Source organism: Citrobacter sp. Cpo090 (genome assembly GCF_030332665.1).
In the GTDB taxonomy this organism is placed as follows: Bacteria; Pseudomonadota; Gammaproteobacteria; order Enterobacterales; family Enterobacteriaceae; genus Citrobacter; species Citrobacter portucalensis.
Genome location: NZ_JAOWHK010000030.1, coordinates 37,926 through 57,729 on the forward strand (window position 1 = coordinate 37,926; position 19,804 = coordinate 57,729).

The window sequence follows — 19,804 nt, forward strand, 5'->3', positions numbered from 1 at the left end:
TGCTCATAACCCAACCCTATTGTCGCATTTTGGTATAGGATAGCGACGAATTTTCCCTCCTTGTTCGGAAATTGATAATGAGTCAACAACACACAACCCAGGCTTCTGGTCAGGGGATGCTGGAACGCGTGTTCAAACTGCGCGAACATGGCACGACGGCACGGACCGAAGTGATCGCCGGTTTAACCACCTTCCTGACGATGGTGTATATCGTTTTTGTTAACCCGCAAATTCTTGGCGTGGCTGGCATGGATACCAGCGCTGTCTTTGTTACCACCTGCCTTATTGCTGCATTTGGTAGCATCCTGATGGGCCTGTTTGCCAACCTGCCGGTCGCACTTGCGCCTGCTATGGGCCTGAACGCATTCTTCGCTTTCGTGGTCGTTGGCGCGATGGGCCTGTCATGGCAGATTGGTATGGGCGCTATCTTCTGGGGCGCGGTAGGCCTGCTGCTGCTGACGATTTTCCGCGTACGTTACTGGATGATTGCCAATATCCCGGTTAGCCTGCGCGTAGGCATCACCAGCGGTATTGGTCTGTTCATCGGCATGATGGGGCTGAAAAACGCTGGTGTTATCGTCGCCAACAAAGACACGCTGGTGTCTATCGGTAACCTGACGTCTCACAGCGTACTGCTTGGTATTCTGGGCTTCTTTATCATCGCGATTCTGGCGTCACGTAACATTCACGCGGCGGTGCTGATTTCTATCATTGTAACCACGCTGCTGGGCTGGATGCTGGGCGATGTCCATTACAACGGTATCGTTTCTGCGCCACCGAGCGTGATGTCCGTTATCGGACATGTCGATCTGGCCGGTTCGTTTAACATTGGCCTGGCGGGTGTGATTTTCTCGTTCATGCTGGTTAACCTGTTCGACTCCTCCGGTACGCTGATTGGCGTTACTGATAAAGCCGGTCTGGCGGATGCGAAGGGCAAGTTCCCGCGCATGAAGCAAGCGCTGTATGTGGATAGCGTGTCGTCAGTTACCGGGGCGTTTATCGGGACTTCTTCCGTTACTGCGTATATCGAATCTTCTTCCGGCGTTTCTGTCGGCGGACGTACCGGTCTGACCGCTGTGGTCGTTGGTCTGCTGTTCCTGCTGGTTATCTTCCTGTCTCCGCTGGCAGGAATGGTACCGGGTTATGCTGCCGCGGGTGCGTTGATTTACGTTGGTGTCCTGATGACATCAAGCCTGTCGCGTGTGAAGTGGGATGACCTGACAGAAGCGGTTCCGGCGTTTATTACCGCCGTGATGATGCCGTTTAGCTTCTCGATTACCGAAGGTATTGCGCTGGGCTTTATCTCTTACTGCGTGATGAAGATTGGTACCGGACGTTTCCGCGACCTCAGCCCGTGCGTCATCATTGTCGCACTGCTGTTTGTGCTGAAGATTGTGTTTATCGACGCGCACTAATCGCTGTTTATTTGCCCATATATAAACAAGCCCGGCATATCGCCGGGCTTTTTCTTTTACGCTTTCACGCGCTGAATGTAGTCGCCAAATGCGGTCAATTGACCGGTCAGATGGTCTAGCGTGCTTTGGTCAATCACTTCACCCGTCTGCGGATCCACTTTGTTCTGAATGACGCCGCCCATAAATTCCGGCTTGTTCATTACCATGGCGTCGAGGAATACCAGGATCTGACGCAGATGGTACTGACAGCGCGCGCCACCAATAGCGCCCATGGAACTGGTCTGGATCAGTACCGGCTTACCGGATAATGGCTGATCGGGCAGGCGGGACAGCCAGTCGATGGCGTTCTTCAGTCCGCCCGGAACAGAATAGTTATACTCTGGTGTGACGATGACGACACCGTCAGCCTTTCTGATTTGCTCAGCCAGCGTTTCTACGCAGGCCGGAAAACCTTCTTCCTGCTGGAGGTCGGCATCGTACAGAGGGATATCACCAATCGATGGCAACGCGTTCACTTCCATTCCCGCTGGAGCAATCTTGGGCAGCGTACGGGCAACCATTCCATTAAACGAACCTTTGCGCAGACTTCCCAGTAACGTAACAACATTCAATGTTTCAGACATGGTGACTCCTGTTTCATCATGAAGGTTAAATCAAAGCGTATGGCTCTTCGCTGCACATAATTGAGAGAACCGGATCAGGCGACCCGTTGGCTCATTGGCGCGAGTCTGGATATCAGGCAAACTTTTCCAGTCCTGTTTACCATCAAACTCCCAAACTTTGAGTTTTTCAATGGTTGGCGTAACCGCAACCGACCACACCAGTACATCTTCCGCATCGCAAATGGCTTCAACCTGCGCCACATGGGCACATTTCAGGCGCCCTGCGCCGGGTAAAAGCTGGAGTTCGCGCGGATCGTCATTGCACACATCGCCGGTGAGTTTGAGTACGCTCTGGCGCAACGTAATGAGCTGCGCGCGTGCTTCGTTGGGGTCGTTTTGGTTGTTGATCCACAGATTTTCGTTGCTGGAGAAGCGCCACGTTTCCGCTGCATTCGGATTGTGAAACCCGTGGGTAGCCCGCTGAAGTTCCATATCCAGGCCGCATGTTCCTTCAGTCGTTAGCACAACGCCGACGATATTCCCGGCATAAGAAATCGAAAATCCCGGCAGGTTCTTATCGCGAAAAACGGGCTTACCTTTGGCCTGAGTAACAATTTCGGGCAGCGTGCCGGTGCCGTAAAGCATAAACATCAGTTCAGCGAGAAGACTTCGGGAAGCCAGGAAACGTGTCCGGCGATGAGCGGGTAGATCTCTTGCTTCGATATGACATGGAGAAGGGAGGCGAGCTGAAACCAGGTGTCCCTCCGTAAGAATCCCTCTGGCAAAATGTGTCGCCATTTGTCGCTCCGTGATTAATGGTCCGTGATTATTACCAGAGTAACATTTACACGGCTTCCGGGCAGGCTTTGCTGCCCAAAAAGTAAGCGGAAATGGGATACATTACGCGATATTTACATTTCTGTTGCCAGAATGGTCGATTTAGCAACACCAAAATGACGGATCGTCAGGACATATCGCGATAAAGCGCCTTGATCGTGTCTTTTAGCCAGACGATCTTAGGATTGTGGCTGTTGCGTTTATGCCAAAGAAGGGTGAACGGGACGCGCATTTTTTCCAGTTGCGCTGTATCAAATGGCATCGGTCGCGCCACGAGCGGGAGCTGGTGGAGTTGGTTATAACGCTGACAATAGACCGGTGCGGTGGCTATCAGCGCGTGATCCGGCTGCGCGGCCATAAACAGCGATTGCTCAAAACCAGGCAGACATAACGCGATATTGCGTGCGCGCCCCATTTCTTGCAGGACTTCATCCAGCGCCCATGTATCGCTTTGCTCCCAGCTAATGCTGATGTGCGGATAGCGCAGAAAGGTGTCCAGATTCCACTCTTCCTGCAGTGCGGGATGATCTTCACGTAGCCAGACGCAGGGCAGATCGGAAAACAGCACTTCATGGTCGATCGACAATGGCAACAAACTCAGCAGTTCGCGCGAACGCGGATGGCTTTCGCGCCCGGTAAAGCCAATATCCACTTCACCGCGAATAATGGCATCCAGCGAATCATAGTCCCAGTTGCGTATTTTGATCGTCGCCTGGGGATAGCGCTGGTAAATCTGCCGGGAGAGCGAGTTGAACATGATCATCACTAACGGCGTTTCGGCCACCAGATCAAACTTCAGCCCGCGCGGAGACTCATGGTGCGGCTTATCGAGCAGCTGATTGCCCATCTGCATCCATTCAGCCAGGTTCTGCTCCATGCTGACCATCAGCGGCGTCGGCGATAGCCCCAGCGGGGTGTTCACAAACAAGGGATCGTCAAACCAGGCCCGCAGCTTCGACAGCGATTTACTGACCGCCGACGGTGTGACGTTCATCCGTTTGGCGGTTTTAGTGACGCTGCGCTCCTGCATCAACAGCTGCAGGCAGAGCAATAAATTAAGATCGAGACTGCTGAGGGATTTCTTCATGAGTTGGCGCGGACCGGTTAGGTGCAACAGTGATAATCAGCATGACACTCACTATGCTACAGCCAATCAGAATCCCGATCAGCATATTCAGCGCATCAAGGCCGAGCACTGCCGCCAGCCATATCCACAACGAGGAACCGCAAACCTGCGCAATACCTAGTGCCGAGCTGGCGACTCCCGCGCGCAGCGAGAACGGCCCCAGCGCCTGGCTCATTGCAACACCGAAGCCGACCGAGAATCCAGCGCAGATTAACGTCAGCCCGAAAAGCGTTACTGCATGTGAAGTGGCAAGGGTTAACACCACGCCCGCACACAGAAACAGCACCTGTGAGGTCAGCATCAGAACGCGAGGCTTAAACACGCTCAGAGCAAATGGCGTCGAGAAAGAGACCGCCATACTGATGCCTGCGGTCATGGCCATCGTAGTGGCGTACTCACCACGGTCGAAGCCCATCACTTCCATCAGCAGTACCGGAGACGTATTCACGAAGGTCAGGATCACCGACACGCTGAGGGTGGTAATGGCCAGACGGCTTAAGAAAAAACGGTTTACCAGCGATTCGGTTGTGTGGTTTTTTTCCGCCGTCGCCATAAGCGTTGCTGGACGCGATTCTCGCAGGACAAACACCGACAGCAGGCAAACAGCCACACCCATTCCCATCATCGTGTAGAACAGGCTCTGCCATGGGTATTTGAGCATGATCAGATGCCCCATCACCGGAGCCAGCACCGGCACGATACAGGTAATACCGTTCAACAACGACAGTACTTTCGCCCGACGGCGATCGTCAAGTGTGTCGCGCAGGATGGCGAAAGCCACCACGTAGCAGCAGCCCGCGCCTACGCCCTGAATAAAGCGGCCTATGAGAAACGGCGTTCCGCTTTCGGCAAACGAACACAGTGCAGAGGCGAAAATAAAAATGAGGGAACCGACAATGGCGACAGGTTTGCGACCTGACTGGTCGGCAATTTTTCCGGCGAACAGCATCGCCGTCGCCATTCCCGCCAGATAAACCGAAAACGCGATATGCAGTTGCGCCTCGCTGGCCTGTAAATCGGCAGCAATACGGGGCAGCCCTACCAGATACATATCAATCCCGGCAGGATAAAGAAGAACCAGGGCGAAACTGCAGATTAGAAAGCGTGTCATAGCGACCTCATGAGAAATGTGGCGCTAAGCATACGGTCAGAGAGTCAACTGCACGAGTTGCCATTTGGACAACAGTGATTTCCTGTTAGGAAAATATTATTAATTCGGAATGTATTTATATTGGTTAAGAAATGTGCGAGATAAGATGAATTAAATATAACCATACAAAGTAAAAGGTATTGGTGTGGATATTATTGGTGATAATACTTGTGTTACGAGTATAAACCCGAAAGGAAAAATCGTTTACTGTCGTGGAGAGCAGCATAAATACTGGCTTGAACTGCAGTTCGTCGATGAGAACAACATTCCTGTATGCGGACTTAATGTAAGGCTGGAATATCGTCCGCTGACATCATCAGTGTGGCATCAGCATGAAAACAGCTACAGCCCAACGCCTCCCCCCAACCCTCCGGCGGGCGTTACCGACAATCAAGGATTGGTCCGGTTTGATGATCTTTACTGGATAACTGTAGACGTTAAGACGGATGGGCAGCAACTGGCTGACGAGATGACACTGCGGCCACTGGGCGTCAGGCGTAATCCTAATAGCCAGCCAGAGAGTAAAAATATTTTCTGGTCGGGCCTCCGTGACAATAGCTGGCGATCGAATGTACAGGAAATAACAGAAGCGGCTAATCATGTGTATCACTATGTCACTATCGGGGAATTATGCGACCGCCTGCCGTTGATTGAAGGCTGGGATGAACCGGAGGCTCCGGAATTCCATTTCCCACCGAATCGCTCCTTGAAGGGGACGGAGATCCCCTGTGAGTTGCTGGAAAAAAGACACGTTATTGAAATTTGTCCATTTCGGGCATGGGTATTGGCATTGCACGACACAAAAGACTATGACTTCGCCAACGCACTGAATCTCGGCATTATGGCTGACCTGGTTTATGCGGCAGAAAAAGATAATAAAACTATCAACTATTTCTTCCGGAAAAAGTGTCAGGATCTATCATGCATTCCTCAGTTTGCTGAATTTCCTTCCTGGTACCACACGCTGGCGGTCGATGTTCCTTTTCATGACCGCTATCTCCCACCAGTGTATCTGAGCACGAAAGATAGTGATCAACCGGAGGGGGACACCCGGCTCTTTACGGTGGAATGTGGCACACATGTGCTGGTTGCATGGTGCGGGACTGATAGCCTGTTGAATGTGCTAACTGATTTATCATTTGCACCAAAATGTTGTTTGCCGGAACTGGCCGGGGCGGGAAATGTTCATGGAGGATTTCTGGAGGCTTATGAGCTGGCCAACAGGAAATTTGAGGATAATTTGAATGCGGTTAATCGGGCTTTAGAGCAAGGAACGAAGACGCTATTTATTTGTGGTCACAGCTTGGGGGGAGCTTTGGCATTACTTTATGCTGCCGAGATGAAAGTCAGTTATCCCATACTGTATACCTACGGAATGCCGCGTACATTTACCCGTGCGGCAATATCTTTTCTGGACAGCATTACCCATTACCGGCACGTCAACGACAATGACTCAATTACACAAATCCCTCCGGATGCTGATTTGGATAACGCTTTTTATAAAAAATGGGGACTGCTGGGAGACAAGCTGGGGTTTGACTGGTCACTGACGACTGCTGCCGGTCTTGGGGGCGCAGTTCGTGATATGACTTATCAGTCTGTGGGACTTGTAGATAAAAAAGATCCTTACTGGCATCACGGTAAAACGGTGGTTTTTTTCCTGGCTGAGCAGTGTTCAATGCGGGTTGCCAGCCCGAACCACAAAACTCTACTTGATGGACAGATCTACACGCGCCATTTTGTGGGGGTGAAACTATATCTGGTTCCTTCTCTGAATGATGAATGTCTGAAATCTAGCGGTAAGCATCAGGAAACGTTCATCCAGTGCCTCGCACCGCATGCTCTGACAAAGACCTTTCCGAAAAATACCAATCCAACGCTGAACGGTTTAGGTACGGACCCGCAAAACCATTCGATGGCGCACCGCTATTTGCCCTACATCCATAATCAACTGCTTGAACTGGCAAATCCGGAGCTAAAGATGAGAAGAAAAGAAATGCGGATGCGCTTTCGCGATGAGGTTGAGAAAAGTGCATCCAGTAACGGGCAGCCAGATGAGATCCAGCGTAACCGTGAATTTCTGATGCTTCAGGATTTACTGCCGATAGCCCTGCAACTCACGGAGTCTGATGAAATTGGCCGCAATGCCCTGACCCGTTTCGCGGCGGCGACGGAGGAAAGCGTTGAATTATTTTAAGATAACTACCGTTATTATGTTAACTATTGCACCACTTTGCGGTTGTGGAGATAACACAGATCAGACACTTTCCCCTCCTGATAATGCCCGACGTGTCAGCGTGTTATTCCGGATGCCAGAGGGCATCACTCTAATGCCGATGCAGATTCTTTACCGCTCTGAAAAGTGTATGGATAAAAGCTATAACTCCAGCTTTGAATCTTATCCTGTGCGGGGATACAACGGTTTTACGCAGCCTTTCGTCCGGCAGGGTATGGGGGGGCTGTGGCAGACCAGTATTGCCATTGATGGTGGCGGGCCGTGCCAGTGGCAGCTAAATTCACTGAGAGTAAGTTTCAGGATTGCGGATAATATTCCACTGGTGAAAGGAAAAGAAGTCATTGAAACCAGTTATATCTTTGATTTTGGAGATTATGGCCTCAGTGATGGATATGGGACAGGGAGGGCAAAAGAGGTCAGTGGAGATCTTGACTTAAAAACGGATTATTTCCCTGAAGTATTTATTAGCCATTTATTTAATCAAACAACATTGAAATTATTTGGTGGAAATACCGGCCCTGAAAAATGGCGAAGGCGTTTTCGGCTTAGGAATACTCAAAACATCCTTATTGAGCCAGTCATTCATTTCGATAAAGTTGTTACATTGACACCTCCAGATGCTCCAGGCAAACTTACGGCAACTTATCCCGATGGCAGTAGTGAAAAGATCCCGCATATTTATCCCAGCTATGAAAAATTGCTGTCGATGAAATGATGATTTATGTAGTTCCCGCCAGAGAATGTGCTGGCGGGATTTTTTATTAATGGCCAATTTCTGAAGAATTACTTACCAATACAGAAGCTGGAGAAAATCCGTCCCAGCAGATCGTCGGAGGTAAACTCTCCGGTGATTTCACTGAGGTTCTGCTGCGCCAGACGTAGCTCCTCTGCCAGCAATTCTCCGGCCCATGCTCCGAGTAGTTGGGCTTTTCCTTGTTCGAGATGCTCCGCCGCTTCTGCCAGCGCCTGCAGGTGACGACGACGCGCCAGGAAGCCGCCTTCCATATTGGTTTCAAAGCCCATGCTCTGTTTGAGATGGTTACGCAGTACGTCAACGCCTTCACCGGTTCGTGCTGAGAGACGAACCAGTGAGTGGCCATTTACTTCGCTAAGGCCCAGCGTCTCACCGGTAATATCCGCTTTGTTACGCACCACGGTGATCGGCAGTTTGGCTGGCAGACGGGCAATAAAGTCTGGCCAGATGTCAGCCGGGTCCACGGCGTCGGTGGTGGTGCCATCAACCATAAACAGTACGCGGTCGGCCTGTTCAATTTCCTGCCAGGCACGTTCGATACCGATGCGTTCAACTTCATCGCTGGCATCACGCAGACCGGCGGTGTCGATGATGTGCAGCGGCATGCCGTCGATATGAATATGCTCACGCAGTACGTCGCGGGTCGTCCCGGCAATGTCGGTGACAATGGCCGCCTCACGGCCAGCCAGCGCGTTCAGCAGGCTCGATTTCCCGGCGTTTGGACGCCCGGCGATCACCACCTTCATCCCTTCGCGCAGCAGGCTGCCCTGACGCGCTTCCGCACGCACGGCATCAAGATCGCTGATAACGCTGTTGAGTTGCGCTTCAATCTTGCCGTCAGACAGGAAGTCGATTTCTTCATCCGGGAAGTCGATCGCCGCTTCGACATAGATGCGCAGGTGAGTGAGCGCTTCCACAAGATGATTTACCCGTGCGGAAAATGCGCCCTGCAACGAGTTCAGCGCCGAGCGAGCGGCTTGCTCTGAGCTGGCATCGATCAGGTCAGCAATTGCCTCTGCCTGGGCTAAATCGAGCTTATCATTGAGAAACGCTCGCTCGGAGAATTCACCCGGCCTGGCAATACGCAGTCCGGGAATGGTCAGAATACGTTTGAGCAGCAGGTCAAGAATTACCGGACCGCCGTGGCCCTGAAGCTCTAAAACGTCTTCACCGGTAAAGGAGTTTGGGCCGGGGAACCACAGGGCAATCCCCTGATCCAGCGTGCTGCCATCCGCGTCTTTAAACGGCAGATAATCGGCATAACGTGGTTTGGGCAGTTTCCCCAGTACAGTTTCTGCGACCTCACGCGCTTTCAGGCCGGAGATACGCAGGATACCCACGCCACCACGTCCCGGTGGGGTGGCCTGAGCGACGATGGTGTCGTTATGGCTCATGGTTTGTCTCTTCTTAATGCAATAAAAAAGGCGGTCTAATGACCGCCCTTTACTTTATATTCCGTCTGCCGGATGGCGGCTTCGCCTAATCCGGCCTACACCGAATCAGGAGTTTTTCTTCTCGCGGCTATGCAGGCCACGTTTCTCCAGACCACGGTAAATCAGCTGCTGCTGAATAATGGTTACCAGGTTGCTGACGATATAGTACAGCACCAGACCTGACGGGAACCACAGGAAGAACACGGTGAAGATGACCGGCATAAAGGTCATGATCTTCTGCTGCATCGGGTCGGTTACAGTGGTCGGAGACATCTTCTGAATGAAGAACATCGTCACGCCCATCAGAATCGGCAGGATGTAGTACGGGTCCTGTGCAGACAGGTCATGGATCCACAGAGCGAACGGCGCATGACGCAGTTCAATGGAGCCCATCAGCATGTAGTACAACGCCAGGAAGATTGGCATCTGGATGATCAGCGGGAAGCAGCCGCCCAGCGGGTTAACCTTCTCAGCTTTGTACAGGGCCATCATTTCCTGGCTCTGACGCTGTTTGTCATCGCCCAGACGCTCACGCATAGCCTGAATCTTCGGCTGCAGCATACGCATCTTCGCCATGGAGGTGTACTGCGCTTTGGTCAGCGGGTACATGATGCCACGAACGATAAAGGTGATAACGATGATGGAGAAGCCCCAGTTACCCAGGAAGCTATGGATCCACTTCAGCAGTTTAAACAGCGGCTGAGAAATGAACCACAACCAGCCGTAATCCACGGTCAGATCCAGGTGCGGTGCAACGGCCGCCATTTTATCCTGAATTTCCGGGCCGACCCACAGGGTGCTGGTCATCGCGCCAGTCTGGCCAGGCTGTACCAGTACCGGCTGTGATTTATAGCCGATAGCGGCAATGCCGTTACCCAGGTTAGCGGTATAGAAGTTATTGGTGCCGTCGTTACGCGGAACCCATGCCGTTGCGAAATACTGTTGCAGCATTGCGACCCAGCCGTCTTTAGCATTGACGTTCAGGTTTTCGTTTTCAGCAATGGTGTCGAATTTGTATTTCTCATACTTCTCATCCGGCGTGGAGTACGCCGCGCCACGGAAGGTGTGCAGCGCAAAGTTGCTGCTACCGGTGTCGCGATGAGATGGCAGATTGATGGATTGCTTCAACTGACCAAAGGTGGAGACTTCCAGCGGTTTTTCGCCGGCGTTCTGCACGCTGTAGTTAACGTTGACAGCATATTCACCACGCTTGAGTACAAACGTTTTAGTGAATGTGTTACCCGCTGCGTCAGTATAGGTCATCGGGATCTGCAGTTCGTTCTGACCGTCAGCCAGTACAAACGCGTCTTTATCGACGTTGTACAGCGGACGTGGGCCGTTAGCCGGGTTATCCGGGCCGTCACGACCTGTCAGGCCACTCTGTGCCTGGTAGATGAACTGTGGCGTGGTTTCCAGTAACTGGAACGGTTCGGTAGAACCGAGTTCTTTCGGGTAAGCTGGCAGTGAAGCCTGTTCCACATCACCACCACGGGTGTTGATGGTCAGATCAAGCACGTCAGTTTTAACCGTAATCAGTTTCCCCTGGCCACTGGCCGGTACGCCCTGGTCTGCGGCGCTACCCGCTGCGGTGGTCGTTGTCTGCGTGGTCTGTTGGGCCTGAGGTTGCGGGTTTTTATCCTGCTCCCAGGCTTGCCAGATCATGAAAGACACGAACAGCAAAGCGATGACTAAAAGATTGCGTTGCGAATCCATCGTTAGTGTTCTCTGGTATCAAATGGTCCGGGCGGGACGGGATCGTCACCACCAGGGTGTAAAGGGTGGCATTTTAATACGCGTTTCACCGTCAACCAACTGCCTTTTATCACTCCAAACCTGCGCAATGCCTCAATTCCGTAGCTCGAACAGGTTGGAGTGAAACGGCAATGCGGCCCAAGCAGCGGACTGATCAGGCGTTGATAGACCCGAATGAGGGCTATCAGGACCCGCGAGCCAGGCGACAATGGCGACGCCATAATTTTTCCAACGCTTCCGAGAGAGCACGGTTATCGAGGTCAGCAACCCCTTTTTTCGCCACCACCACGAAATCCATTGCTGGAAGCTCGTGCTGACGTAAACGGAAGCTTTCACGCGTCAGACGTTTAATCCGATTGCGTTCATGCGCACGTTTAACATTTTTCTTGGCGACTGTAAGACCGATACGGGGATGCCCCAGCGAATTCAGGCGGCCGAGGATGGTGATTTGCGGCGTGCCAGCCCGTTGTGGCTGCTGGAAGACGAATGTGAAATGAGTGGGAGTTAACAAACGTAACTCCCTGGGAAATGCGAGCTTAACCACTCAGGGGCTAGCTTTTATTACTTAGAAACGGTCAGACGAGAACGGCCTTTAGCACGACGACGTGCCAGAACCTGACGACCATTTTTATTAGCCATACGAGCACGGAAGCCGTGAGAACGGTTGCGCTTCAGTACAGACGGTTGAAAAGTGCGTTTCATGGCGATTTCTACCTAAACTTGAATAAATTCACTGACTTTTGCGTATACCCGAACGAATTTCGAACGACTTACGCCACAGTGTGGGTGATTAAAGAGGCCGGATTGTAATAATTGTACACTCCGGAGTCAATTCTCTTTCCTTATTTCCCGCTTTTTTCCGCATGGTTTCGCGTAAAAAACAGGCAGCGTTGACGCCGTAAGGCGACCGTTACTCGCTGGGGGTAAGAATTATACGGGCTGGTGGATAAAGCGCAAGGATCGCTCGGGATCTTTATTAGATCGTTTAAGCAGTAAAGCATCTTTACTCATTAATTTTTTCAATATGCGCGCTAAAACCTGCAGCACTTCTCCAGGATCGTTTACACTTAGCCGATTCTGGATCATCCTGTGGATAAATCGGGAAGAATCTGTGAGAAACAGAAGATCTCTTTCTCAGTTTACGCTATGATCCGCGGTCCTGATCGTTTCAATGGATCCTGATCGGGTAAAAATTGCAGATAGCAATTCGCACGTCACCCTTTGCATAGGGTCTTGTCGATGTGCGTCAACAATCATGAATGTTTCAGCCTTTGTCATTTATCGACTTTTGTTCGAGTGGAGTCCGCCGTGTCACTTTCGCTTTGGCAGCAGTGTCTTGCCCGATTGCAGGATGAGTTACCAGCCACAGAGTTCAGTATGTGGATACGCCCGTTGCAGGCGGAACTGAGCGATAACACGCTGGCTTTGTATGCGCCAAACCGTTTCGTGCTCGATTGGGTAAGGGATAAATACCTTAATAATATTAATGGATTACTCAATAATTTCTGTGGAGCGGATGCCCCACAGCTGCGCTTTGAAGTCGGTACTAAACCCGTCACGCAAACGCTGAAAACGCCGGTCAACAACGTTGTTGCGCCCGCCCACGTGGCTCAGCAAGTGCAACCACAACGTGCAGCTCCGGCGGCGCGTCCAGGCTGGGATAACGTCCCGGCTCCGGCAGAACCTACCTATCGTTCTAACGTCAACGTCAAACACACGTTTGATAACTTCGTTGAAGGTAAATCTAACCAGCTGGCGCGCGCGGCGGCACGTCAGGTTGCGGACAATCCTGGCGGCGCCTACAATCCGTTATTCCTTTATGGCGGTACGGGTCTGGGTAAAACCCACCTGTTGCACGCTGTCGGTAACGGCATTATGGCGCGTAAGCCAAACGCTAAAGTGGTGTATATGCACTCCGAGCGTTTTGTGCAGGACATGGTCAAAGCCCTGCAAAACAACGCGATCGAAGAGTTTAAACGCTACTACCGTTCCGTTGACGCTCTGCTGATTGACGATATTCAATTCTTCGCGAATAAAGAACGATCGCAGGAAGAGTTTTTCCACACCTTTAACGCCCTGCTGGAAGGCAATCAGCAGATCATCCTGACCTCGGATCGCTATCCGAAGGAGATCAACGGCGTTGAAGATCGTCTGAAATCCCGTTTCGGCTGGGGACTGACTGTCGCGATCGAACCGCCTGAACTGGAAACGCGCGTTGCGATCCTGATGAAAAAAGCCGACGAAAACGACATTCGTCTGCCGGGTGAAGTCGCGTTCTTTATTGCCAAGCGTCTACGCTCTAACGTACGTGAGCTGGAAGGTGCACTGAACCGCGTGATCGCCAACGCCAATTTTACCGGCCGGGCGATTACTATCGATTTCGTGCGCGAAGCGCTGCGCGATCTGCTGGCTTTGCAGGAAAAGCTGGTCACCATCGACAATATTCAGAAGACGGTGGCGGAGTATTACAAAATCAAAATTGCGGATCTGCTTTCTAAGCGTCGATCTCGCTCGGTAGCTCGTCCGCGCCAGATGGCGATGGCGCTGGCAAAAGAGCTCACTAACCACAGTCTGCCGGAAATTGGCGACGCGTTTGGTGGGCGTGACCATACTACCGTGCTTCATGCCTGCCGCAAGATTGAGCAGTTGCGTGAAGAAAGCCATGATATTAAAGAAGATTTCTCCAATTTAATCAGAACATTATCTTCGTGACGCTATGAAATTTACCGTTGAACGTGAACATTTATTAAAACCGCTTCAGCAGGTCAGCGGCCCGCTGGGTGGACGTCCTACACTGCCTATTCTCGGAAACCTGCTGCTGCAGGTTGCTGACGGCACGCTTTCGCTGACCGGTACCGATCTCGAGATGGAGATGGTGGCGCGCGTGGCGCTAATCCAGCCTCATGAACCTGGTGCGACCACCGTTCCGGCGCGTAAATTCTTCGATATTTGCCGTGGATTACCGGAAGGTGCGGAAATTGCCGTTCAACTGGAAGGCGACCGTATGCTGGTGCGTTCTGGCCGCAGCCGTTTCTCGCTGTCTACGCTGCCTGCCGCCGACTTCCCGAATCTGGACGACTGGCAGAGCGAAGTCGAATTCACCCTGCCGCAGGCGACGATGAAGCGCCTGATTGAAGCCACGCAGTTTTCGATGGCGCATCAGGACGTACGTTACTACTTAAACGGCATGCTGTTTGAAACCGAAGGGGAAGAGCTGCGTACCGTGGCGACCGACGGTCACCGCCTGGCTGTCTGTTCAATGCCTGTTGGTCAGCCGTTACCTAGCCATTCGGTAATCGTACCGCGTAAAGGCGTGATTGAACTGATGCGTATGCTCGACGGCGGCGATAACCCGCTGCGCGTGCAGATTGGCAGCAACAACATTCGTGCGCACGTTGGTGACTTCATCTTTACCTCTAAGCTGGTTGATGGCCGTTTCCCGGATTATCGCCGCGTATTGCCGAAGAATCCGGACAAACATCTGGAAGCCGGTTGCGATATCCTCAAACAGGCGTTTGCTCGTGCGGCGATCCTCTCTAACGAGAAATTCCGCGGCGTGCGTCTGTATGTCAGCGAAAATCAGCTCAAAATCACTGCCAACAACCCGGAGCAGGAAGAAGCGGAAGAAATTCTGGATGTTTCCTATCCTGGTACAGAACTGGAAATCGGCTTTAACGTGAGCTACGTACTGGATGTTCTGAATGCGCTGAAGTGCGAAAACGTACGTATTCTGCTGACCGATTCCGTATCGAGCGTACAGATTGAAGATGCAGCCAGCCAAAGCGCGGCCTATGTTGTCATGCCTATGCGCTTGTAAAAAATATCGGGCTATCTTACTTGTTATTCTGGCTCCGGGCAGTGCTCGCAATCCTCACGTACTTCAGTACGCTCCGGTTGCTGTGCGCTGGCCGTAACCAGACTAACTGCGACGATAACGCCCTGGTTATGAGTTGATATGTCGCTATCCCGACTGCTAATCAAAGATTTCCGCAATATCGAAAGCGCGGATCTCGCTTTATCCCCCGGCTTTAACTTCCTGGTTGGCGCGAACGGCAGCGGCAAAACCAGCGTACTGGAAGCTATCTATACGCTCGGCCACGGTCGGGCGTTTCGTAGTTTGCAGATTGGCCGCGTGATTCGCCACGAGCAGGAGTCGTTTGTTTTACACGGGCGTTTGCAGGGTGAAGAACGTGAGACGTCGATTGGCCTGACGAAAGACAAGCTGGGCGACAGCAAAGTGCGCATTGACGGCACTGACGGGCACAAGGTCGCGGAACTGGCGCACCTGATGCCGATGCAGCTGATCACGCCTGAGGGGTTTACTTTACTCAATGGCGGCCCCAAATACAGAAGAGCATTCCTTGACTGGGGATGCTTTCACAATGAAGCCGGATTTTTCACCGCCTGGAGCAACCTGAAGCGACTGCTCAAGCAGCGCAATGCAGCACTGCGCCAGGTGAGTCGTTATGAGCAACTGCGCCCGTGGGATAAAGAACTGATCCCACTGGCGGAACAAATCAGCACCTGGCGCGCGGAGTACAGCGCCGGTATCGCGCAGGATATGGCGGATACCTGCCAGCAGTTTCTTCCTGAGTTTTCTCTCTCCTTCTCATTCCAGCGCGGCTGGGAGAAAGAGACGGATTATGCCGAAGTGCTGGAACGCAGTTTTGAACGCGATCGCATGTTGACCTACACTGCGCACGGCCCGCATAAGGCGGATTTCCGCATTCGCGCCGACGGTGCGCCGGTGGAAGATACGTTGTCGCGTGGGCAGCTAAAGCTGCTGATGTGCGCCTTACGTCTGGCGCAAGGGGAGTTCCTGACCCGTGAAAGCGGGCGGCGCTGCCTGTACCTGATAGATGATTTTGCCTCTGAACTGGATGACGCGCGTCGCGGACTGCTGGCCAGCCGCTTAAAAGCCACGCAATCTCAGGTCTTTGTCAGCGCAATCAGCGCTGAACACGTTATAGACATGTCCGATGAAAATTCGAAGATGTTTACCGTGGAAAAGGGTAAAATAACGGATTAACCCAAGATAAAATGAGCGAGAAACGTTGATGTCGAATTCTTATGACTCCTCCAGTATCAAAGTCCTGAAAGGACTGGATGCGGTGCGTAAGCGCCCGGGTATGTATATCGGCGACACGGATGACGGCACCGGTCTGCACCACATGGTATTCGAGGTGGTAGATAACGCTATCGACGAAGCGCTCGCGGGTCACTGTAAAGATATCGTGGTAACGATTCACGCTGACAATTCCGTGTCCGTTACCGATGATGGCCGTGGTATCCCAACCGGTATTCACCCGGAAGAGGGCGTTTCGGCAGCGGAAGTTATCATGACCGTTTTGCACGCAGGCGGTAAATTCGATGATAACTCCTATAAAGTTTCCGGCGGTCTGCACGGCGTGGGTGTTTCCGTCGTTAACGCCCTGTCACAGAAACTGGAACTGGTGATTCGTCGTGAAGGCAAAGTGCATCAGCAAACTTACGTGCACGGTGTGCCGCAGGCGCCGCTGGCGGTAACTGGCGAAACTGAATTGACGGGGACTCAGGTCCGTTTCTGGCCAAGCCATGAAACCTTTACCAACGTCGTTGAATTTGAATACGACATTCTGGCTAAGCGTCTGCGCGAGCTGTCATTCCTGAACTCCGGCGTCTCTATTCGTCTGCGCGACAAGCGCGACGGCAAAGAAGACCATTTCCACTACGAAGGCGGCATCAAGGCGTTTGTTGAATACCTCAACAAAAACAAAACGCCGATCCACCCGAATATCTTCTACTTCTCCACCGAAAAAGACGGTATCGGCGTTGAAGTTGCGCTGCAGTGGAACGATGGTTTCCAGGAAAACATCTACTGCTTCACCAACAACATTCCGCAGCGTGACGGCGGTACTCACCTTGCAGGCTTCCGTGCGGCGATGACCCGTACCCTGAACGCCTACATGGACAAAGAAGGCTACAGCAAAAAAGCGAAAGTCAGCGCCACCGGTGACGATGCCCGTGAAGGCCTGATTGCCGTTGTTTCTGTGAAAGTACCGGATCCGAAGTTCTCCTCGCAGACCAAAGACAAGCTGGTCTCCTCTGAGGTGAAATCGGCGGTAGAACAGCAGATGAACGAACTGCTGAGCGAATACCTGCTGGAAAACCCGTCTGACGCGAAAATCGTCGTCGGTAAAATTATCGATGCTGCGCGCGCCCGTGAAGCTGCACGTCGCGCACGTGAAATGACCCGTCGTAAAGGCGCGCTGGACTTAGCCGGTCTGCCGGGCAAGCTGGCGGACTGTCAGGAGCGCGATCCGGCTCACTCTGAACTCTACCTGGTGGAAGGGGACTCCGCGGGCGGCTCTGCGAAGCAGGGACGTAACCGTAAGAACCAGGCGATTCTGCCGCTGAAGGGTAAAATCCTCAACGTTGAGAAAGCGCGCTTCGACAAGATGCTCTCCTCTCAGGAAGTCGCGACGCTGATCACCGCGCTTGGCTGCGGCATCGGTCGTGACGAGTACAACCCGGATAAACTGCGTTATCACAGCATCATCATCATGACCGATGCGGACGTCGACGGCTCGCACATCCGTACGCTGCTGTTGACCTTCTTCTATCGTCAGATGCCGGAAATCGTTGAGCGCGGCCACGTATACATTGCGCAGCCACCGCTGTACAAAGTGAAAAAAGGCAAGCAGGAACAGTACATTAAAGATGACGAAGCGATGGATCAGTACCAGATCTCTATCGCTCTGGATGGCGCATCGCTGCACACCAACGCCAGCGCACCAGCCCTTTCAGGTGAATCGTTAGAGAAACTGGTTTCTGAATACAACGCGACGCAGAAAATGATTGGCCGTATGGAACGTCGTTTCCCGAAAGCGCTGCTGAAAGAACTGGTTTATCAACCGACGCTAGATGAAGCCGATCTCGCTGATGAAGCGAAAGTCACTGCCTGGGTTTCTCAGCTGGTTAACGTGCTGAATGAAAACGAAATGCACGGCAGCACCTGGAACAGCTTTGTGCGTAAAGACGCTGAACTGAACCTGTTCGAGCCGGTGATTCGCGTCCGTACCCACGGTGTGGATACCGATTATCCGCTGGAGCATGAATTTGTGACCGGTGGCGAATACCGTCGTATTTGTACGCTTGGCGAGAAGCTGCGCGGACTGATCGAAGACGATGCGTTTATCGAACGTGGCGAGCGTCGCCAGCCGGTTGCCAGCTTCGAGCAGGCGCTGGAATGGCTGCAGAAAGAGTCTCGTCGTGGCCTCGCTATCCAGCGTTATAAAGGTCTGGGCGAGATGAACCCGGAACAGCTGTGGGAAACCACCATGGATCCGGAAAGCCGTCGTATGCTGCGCGTTACCGTGAAGGATGCTATTGCTGCCGACCAGCTGTTCACTACGCTGATGGGCGATGCCGTTGAACCGCGTCGCGCATTTATCGAAGAGAACGCCCTGAAAGCGGCGAACATCGATATTTAAGCCAATCTGTAGGCCGGATAAGGCGGTTTACGCCGCCATCCGGCAAGACGTTGTATTGTGCCTGATGACGCGTTGCTTATCAGGCCTACAAACGACAACCAATCTACAAAAAGGGGAATCTCGATTCCCCTTTCTATCCCCCTTTTCGTAGCTGTTTTTTGAGCGGAATCGCGTTAGCATGAGGACGGACTCATTTAATCCGGGGAACTCATGGCTATCAAACTTATTGCTATCGACATGGATGGCACACTTCTGCTGCCCGATCACACCATTTCACCTGCGGTCAAAACGGCGATTGCCGCGGCGCGCGCGCGTGGCGTGAATGTGGTGCTGACCACGGGACGCCCGTATGCCGGCGTTCACAGCTATCTGAAAGAACTACATATGGAACAACCCGGTGACTACTGCATTACCTACAACGGTGCGCTGGTGCAGAAAGCAGGGGATGGCAGTACCGTGGCGCAAACCGCGCTGAGCTATGATGATTATCGTTACCTGGAGCAGCTTTCACGGGAAGTAGGCTCACATTTCCACGCTCTCGATCGCAATACGTTGTATACCGCGAACCGTGATATCAGCTACTACACGGTGCACGAATCGTTTGTCGCGACCATCCCGCTGGTGTTCTGTGAAGCCGAGAAAATGGATCCTGCAACCCAGTTCCTGAAAGTTATGATGATTGATGAGCCGGAGATCCTTGATAAAGCTATCTCGCGTATACCTGCGGAAGTAAAAGAGAAGTACACCGTGCTGAAAAGTGCGCCGTATTTCCTCGAAATCCTCGATAAACGCGTCAATAAAGGGACAGGTGTAAAATCGCTGGCCGATGCGTTAGGTATTAAAGCCGAAGAGGTGATGGCGATAGGCGATCAGGAAAACGACATCGCGATGATTGAATACGCAGGCGTGGGCGTTGCCATGGACAACGCTATTCCATCAGTCAAAGAAATCGCCAACTTCGTGACGAAATCCAACCTTGAAGATGGCGTCGCGTATGCCATTGAGAAATTTGCGCTGAATTAAGAAA

Annotated in this window: 18 protein-coding genes; 8 read left to right on the plus strand and 10 right to left on the minus strand. The window is 52.4% G+C overall.

The genetic code is table 11. The features are described 5' to 3' along the window. Window positions 1-77 precede the first annotated feature (77 nt). Window positions 78-1,415: an adenine permease AdeP gene (gene adeP / locus OGY83_RS12970; RefSeq protein ID WP_003827042.1), complete on the plus strand. Its 1,338-nt coding sequence runs from the start codon at window positions 78-80 to the stop codon at window positions 1,413-1,415. A gap of 56 nt (window positions 1,416-1,471) precedes the next feature. Here adeP and OGY83_RS12975 read toward each other — a convergent pair whose 3' ends face one another. The 4 genes from OGY83_RS12975 to OGY83_RS12990 form a co-directional block, all read right to left on the minus strand. Beyond that, window positions 1,472-2,038 (minus strand): NADPH-dependent FMN reductase, encoded by a 567-nt coding sequence (locus OGY83_RS12975; protein WP_286636008.1) that lies wholly within the window; start codon window positions 2,036-2,038, stop codon window positions 1,472-1,474. A 30-nt stretch (window positions 2,039-2,068) separates the two neighbouring features. Then, window positions 2,069-2,815: a 4'-phosphopantetheinyl transferase family protein gene (locus OGY83_RS12980; RefSeq protein ID WP_079938824.1), complete on the minus strand. Its 747-nt coding sequence runs from the start codon at window positions 2,813-2,815 to the stop codon at window positions 2,069-2,071. Window positions 2,816-2,981: 166 nt separating this feature from the next. Next, window positions 2,982-3,941 carry an HTH-type transcriptional regulator YidZ gene (gene yidZ / locus OGY83_RS12985; protein ID WP_286636009.1) on the minus strand — a complete coding sequence of 320 codons (960 nt, stop codon included), beginning with the start codon at window positions 3,939-3,941 and terminating at the stop codon, window positions 2,982-2,984. After that, window positions 3,910-5,091, minus strand: coding sequence for an MFS transporter (locus OGY83_RS12990; RefSeq protein ID WP_286636010.1), 1,182 nt, complete (start codon window positions 5,089-5,091; stop codon window positions 3,910-3,912). The genes yidZ and OGY83_RS12990 overlap by 32 nt, the downstream gene beginning before the upstream one ends. Window positions 5,092-5,275: 184 nt before the next feature. On the opposite strand from OGY83_RS12990, the gene OGY83_RS12995 reads away from it, so the two are divergent. Then, entirely contained in the window at window positions 5,276-7,327 is a 2,052-nt protein-coding gene (locus OGY83_RS12995; RefSeq protein ID WP_286636011.1) for a lipase family protein, read from the plus strand. Beyond that, a complete protein-coding gene (locus OGY83_RS13000) occupies window positions 7,314-8,081 on the plus strand; it encodes a hypothetical protein (RefSeq protein WP_286636012.1) in 768 nt (255 codons plus the stop codon). Before OGY83_RS12995 ends, OGY83_RS13000 begins: the two co-directional genes overlap by 14 nt. Before the next feature lie 68 nt (window positions 8,082-8,149). Here OGY83_RS13000 and mnmE read toward each other — a convergent pair whose 3' ends face one another. From mnmE to OGY83_RS25305, 6 genes are all read right to left on the minus strand, one after another. Further along, the gene (gene mnmE, locus OGY83_RS13005; RefSeq protein ID WP_003844431.1) at window positions 8,150-9,514 is read right to left on the minus strand and encodes a tRNA uridine-5-carboxymethylaminomethyl(34) synthesis GTPase MnmE; all 1,365 of its coding nucleotides are present in this window, start codon (window positions 9,512-9,514) and stop codon (window positions 8,150-8,152) included. 105 nt (window positions 9,515-9,619) lie between these two features. Next, window positions 9,620-11,266 carry a membrane protein insertase YidC gene (gene yidC / locus OGY83_RS13010; RefSeq protein ID WP_125363078.1) on the minus strand — a complete coding sequence of 549 codons (1,647 nt, stop codon included), beginning with the start codon at window positions 11,264-11,266 and terminating at the stop codon, window positions 9,620-9,622. Between the two features lie 2 nt (window positions 11,267-11,268). After that, the gene (gene yidD, locus OGY83_RS13015) at window positions 11,269-11,526 is read right to left on the minus strand and encodes a membrane protein insertion efficiency factor YidD (RefSeq protein WP_003023846.1); all 258 of its coding nucleotides are present in this window, start codon (window positions 11,524-11,526) and stop codon (window positions 11,269-11,271) included. After that, window positions 11,490-11,849: a ribonuclease P protein component gene (rnpA, locus tag OGY83_RS13020; protein WP_003844432.1), complete on the minus strand. Its 360-nt coding sequence runs from the start codon at window positions 11,847-11,849 to the stop codon at window positions 11,490-11,492. The genes yidD and rnpA overlap by 37 nt, the downstream gene beginning before the upstream one ends. A 17-nt stretch (window positions 11,850-11,866) precedes the next feature. Beyond that, on the minus strand, window positions 11,867-12,007 hold the full coding sequence (gene rpmH, locus OGY83_RS13025) for a 50S ribosomal protein L34 (protein WP_003023858.1): 141 nt from the start codon (window positions 12,005-12,007) through the stop codon (window positions 11,867-11,869). Between the two features lie 228 nt (window positions 12,008-12,235). Beyond that, window positions 12,236-12,391 (minus strand): hypothetical protein, encoded by a 156-nt coding sequence (locus OGY83_RS25305; protein ID WP_418219453.1) that lies wholly within the window; start codon window positions 12,389-12,391, stop codon window positions 12,236-12,238. A gap of 222 nt (window positions 12,392-12,613) precedes the next feature. On the opposite strand from OGY83_RS25305, the gene dnaA reads away from it, so the two are divergent. From dnaA to yidA, 5 genes are all read left to right on the plus strand, one after another. Beyond that, a complete protein-coding gene (gene dnaA / locus OGY83_RS13030) occupies window positions 12,614-14,017 on the plus strand; it encodes a chromosomal replication initiator protein DnaA (protein ID WP_003827078.1) in 1,404 nt (467 codons plus the stop codon). A 4-nt stretch (window positions 14,018-14,021) separates the two neighbouring features. Next, window positions 14,022-15,122, plus strand: coding sequence for a DNA polymerase III subunit beta (gene dnaN, locus OGY83_RS13035; RefSeq protein ID WP_003023863.1), 1,101 nt, complete (start codon window positions 14,022-14,024; stop codon window positions 15,120-15,122). Window positions 15,123-15,260: 138 nt separating this feature from the next. Continuing rightward, window positions 15,261-16,334: a DNA replication/repair protein RecF gene (gene recF, locus OGY83_RS13040; protein ID WP_267454391.1), complete on the plus strand. Its 1,074-nt coding sequence runs from the start codon at window positions 15,261-15,263 to the stop codon at window positions 16,332-16,334. A 28-nt stretch (window positions 16,335-16,362) separates the two neighbouring features. After that, the gene (gene gyrB, locus OGY83_RS13045) at window positions 16,363-18,777 is read left to right on the plus strand and encodes a DNA topoisomerase (ATP-hydrolyzing) subunit B (protein ID WP_079938829.1); all 2,415 of its coding nucleotides are present in this window, start codon (window positions 16,363-16,365) and stop codon (window positions 18,775-18,777) included. Between the two features lie 210 nt (window positions 18,778-18,987). Continuing rightward, complete coding sequence (gene yidA / locus OGY83_RS13050; RefSeq protein ID WP_003023871.1) at window positions 18,988-19,800, plus strand: sugar-phosphatase; 813 nt, start codon at window positions 18,988-18,990, stop codon at window positions 19,798-19,800. Window positions 19,801-19,804 lie beyond the last annotated feature (4 nt).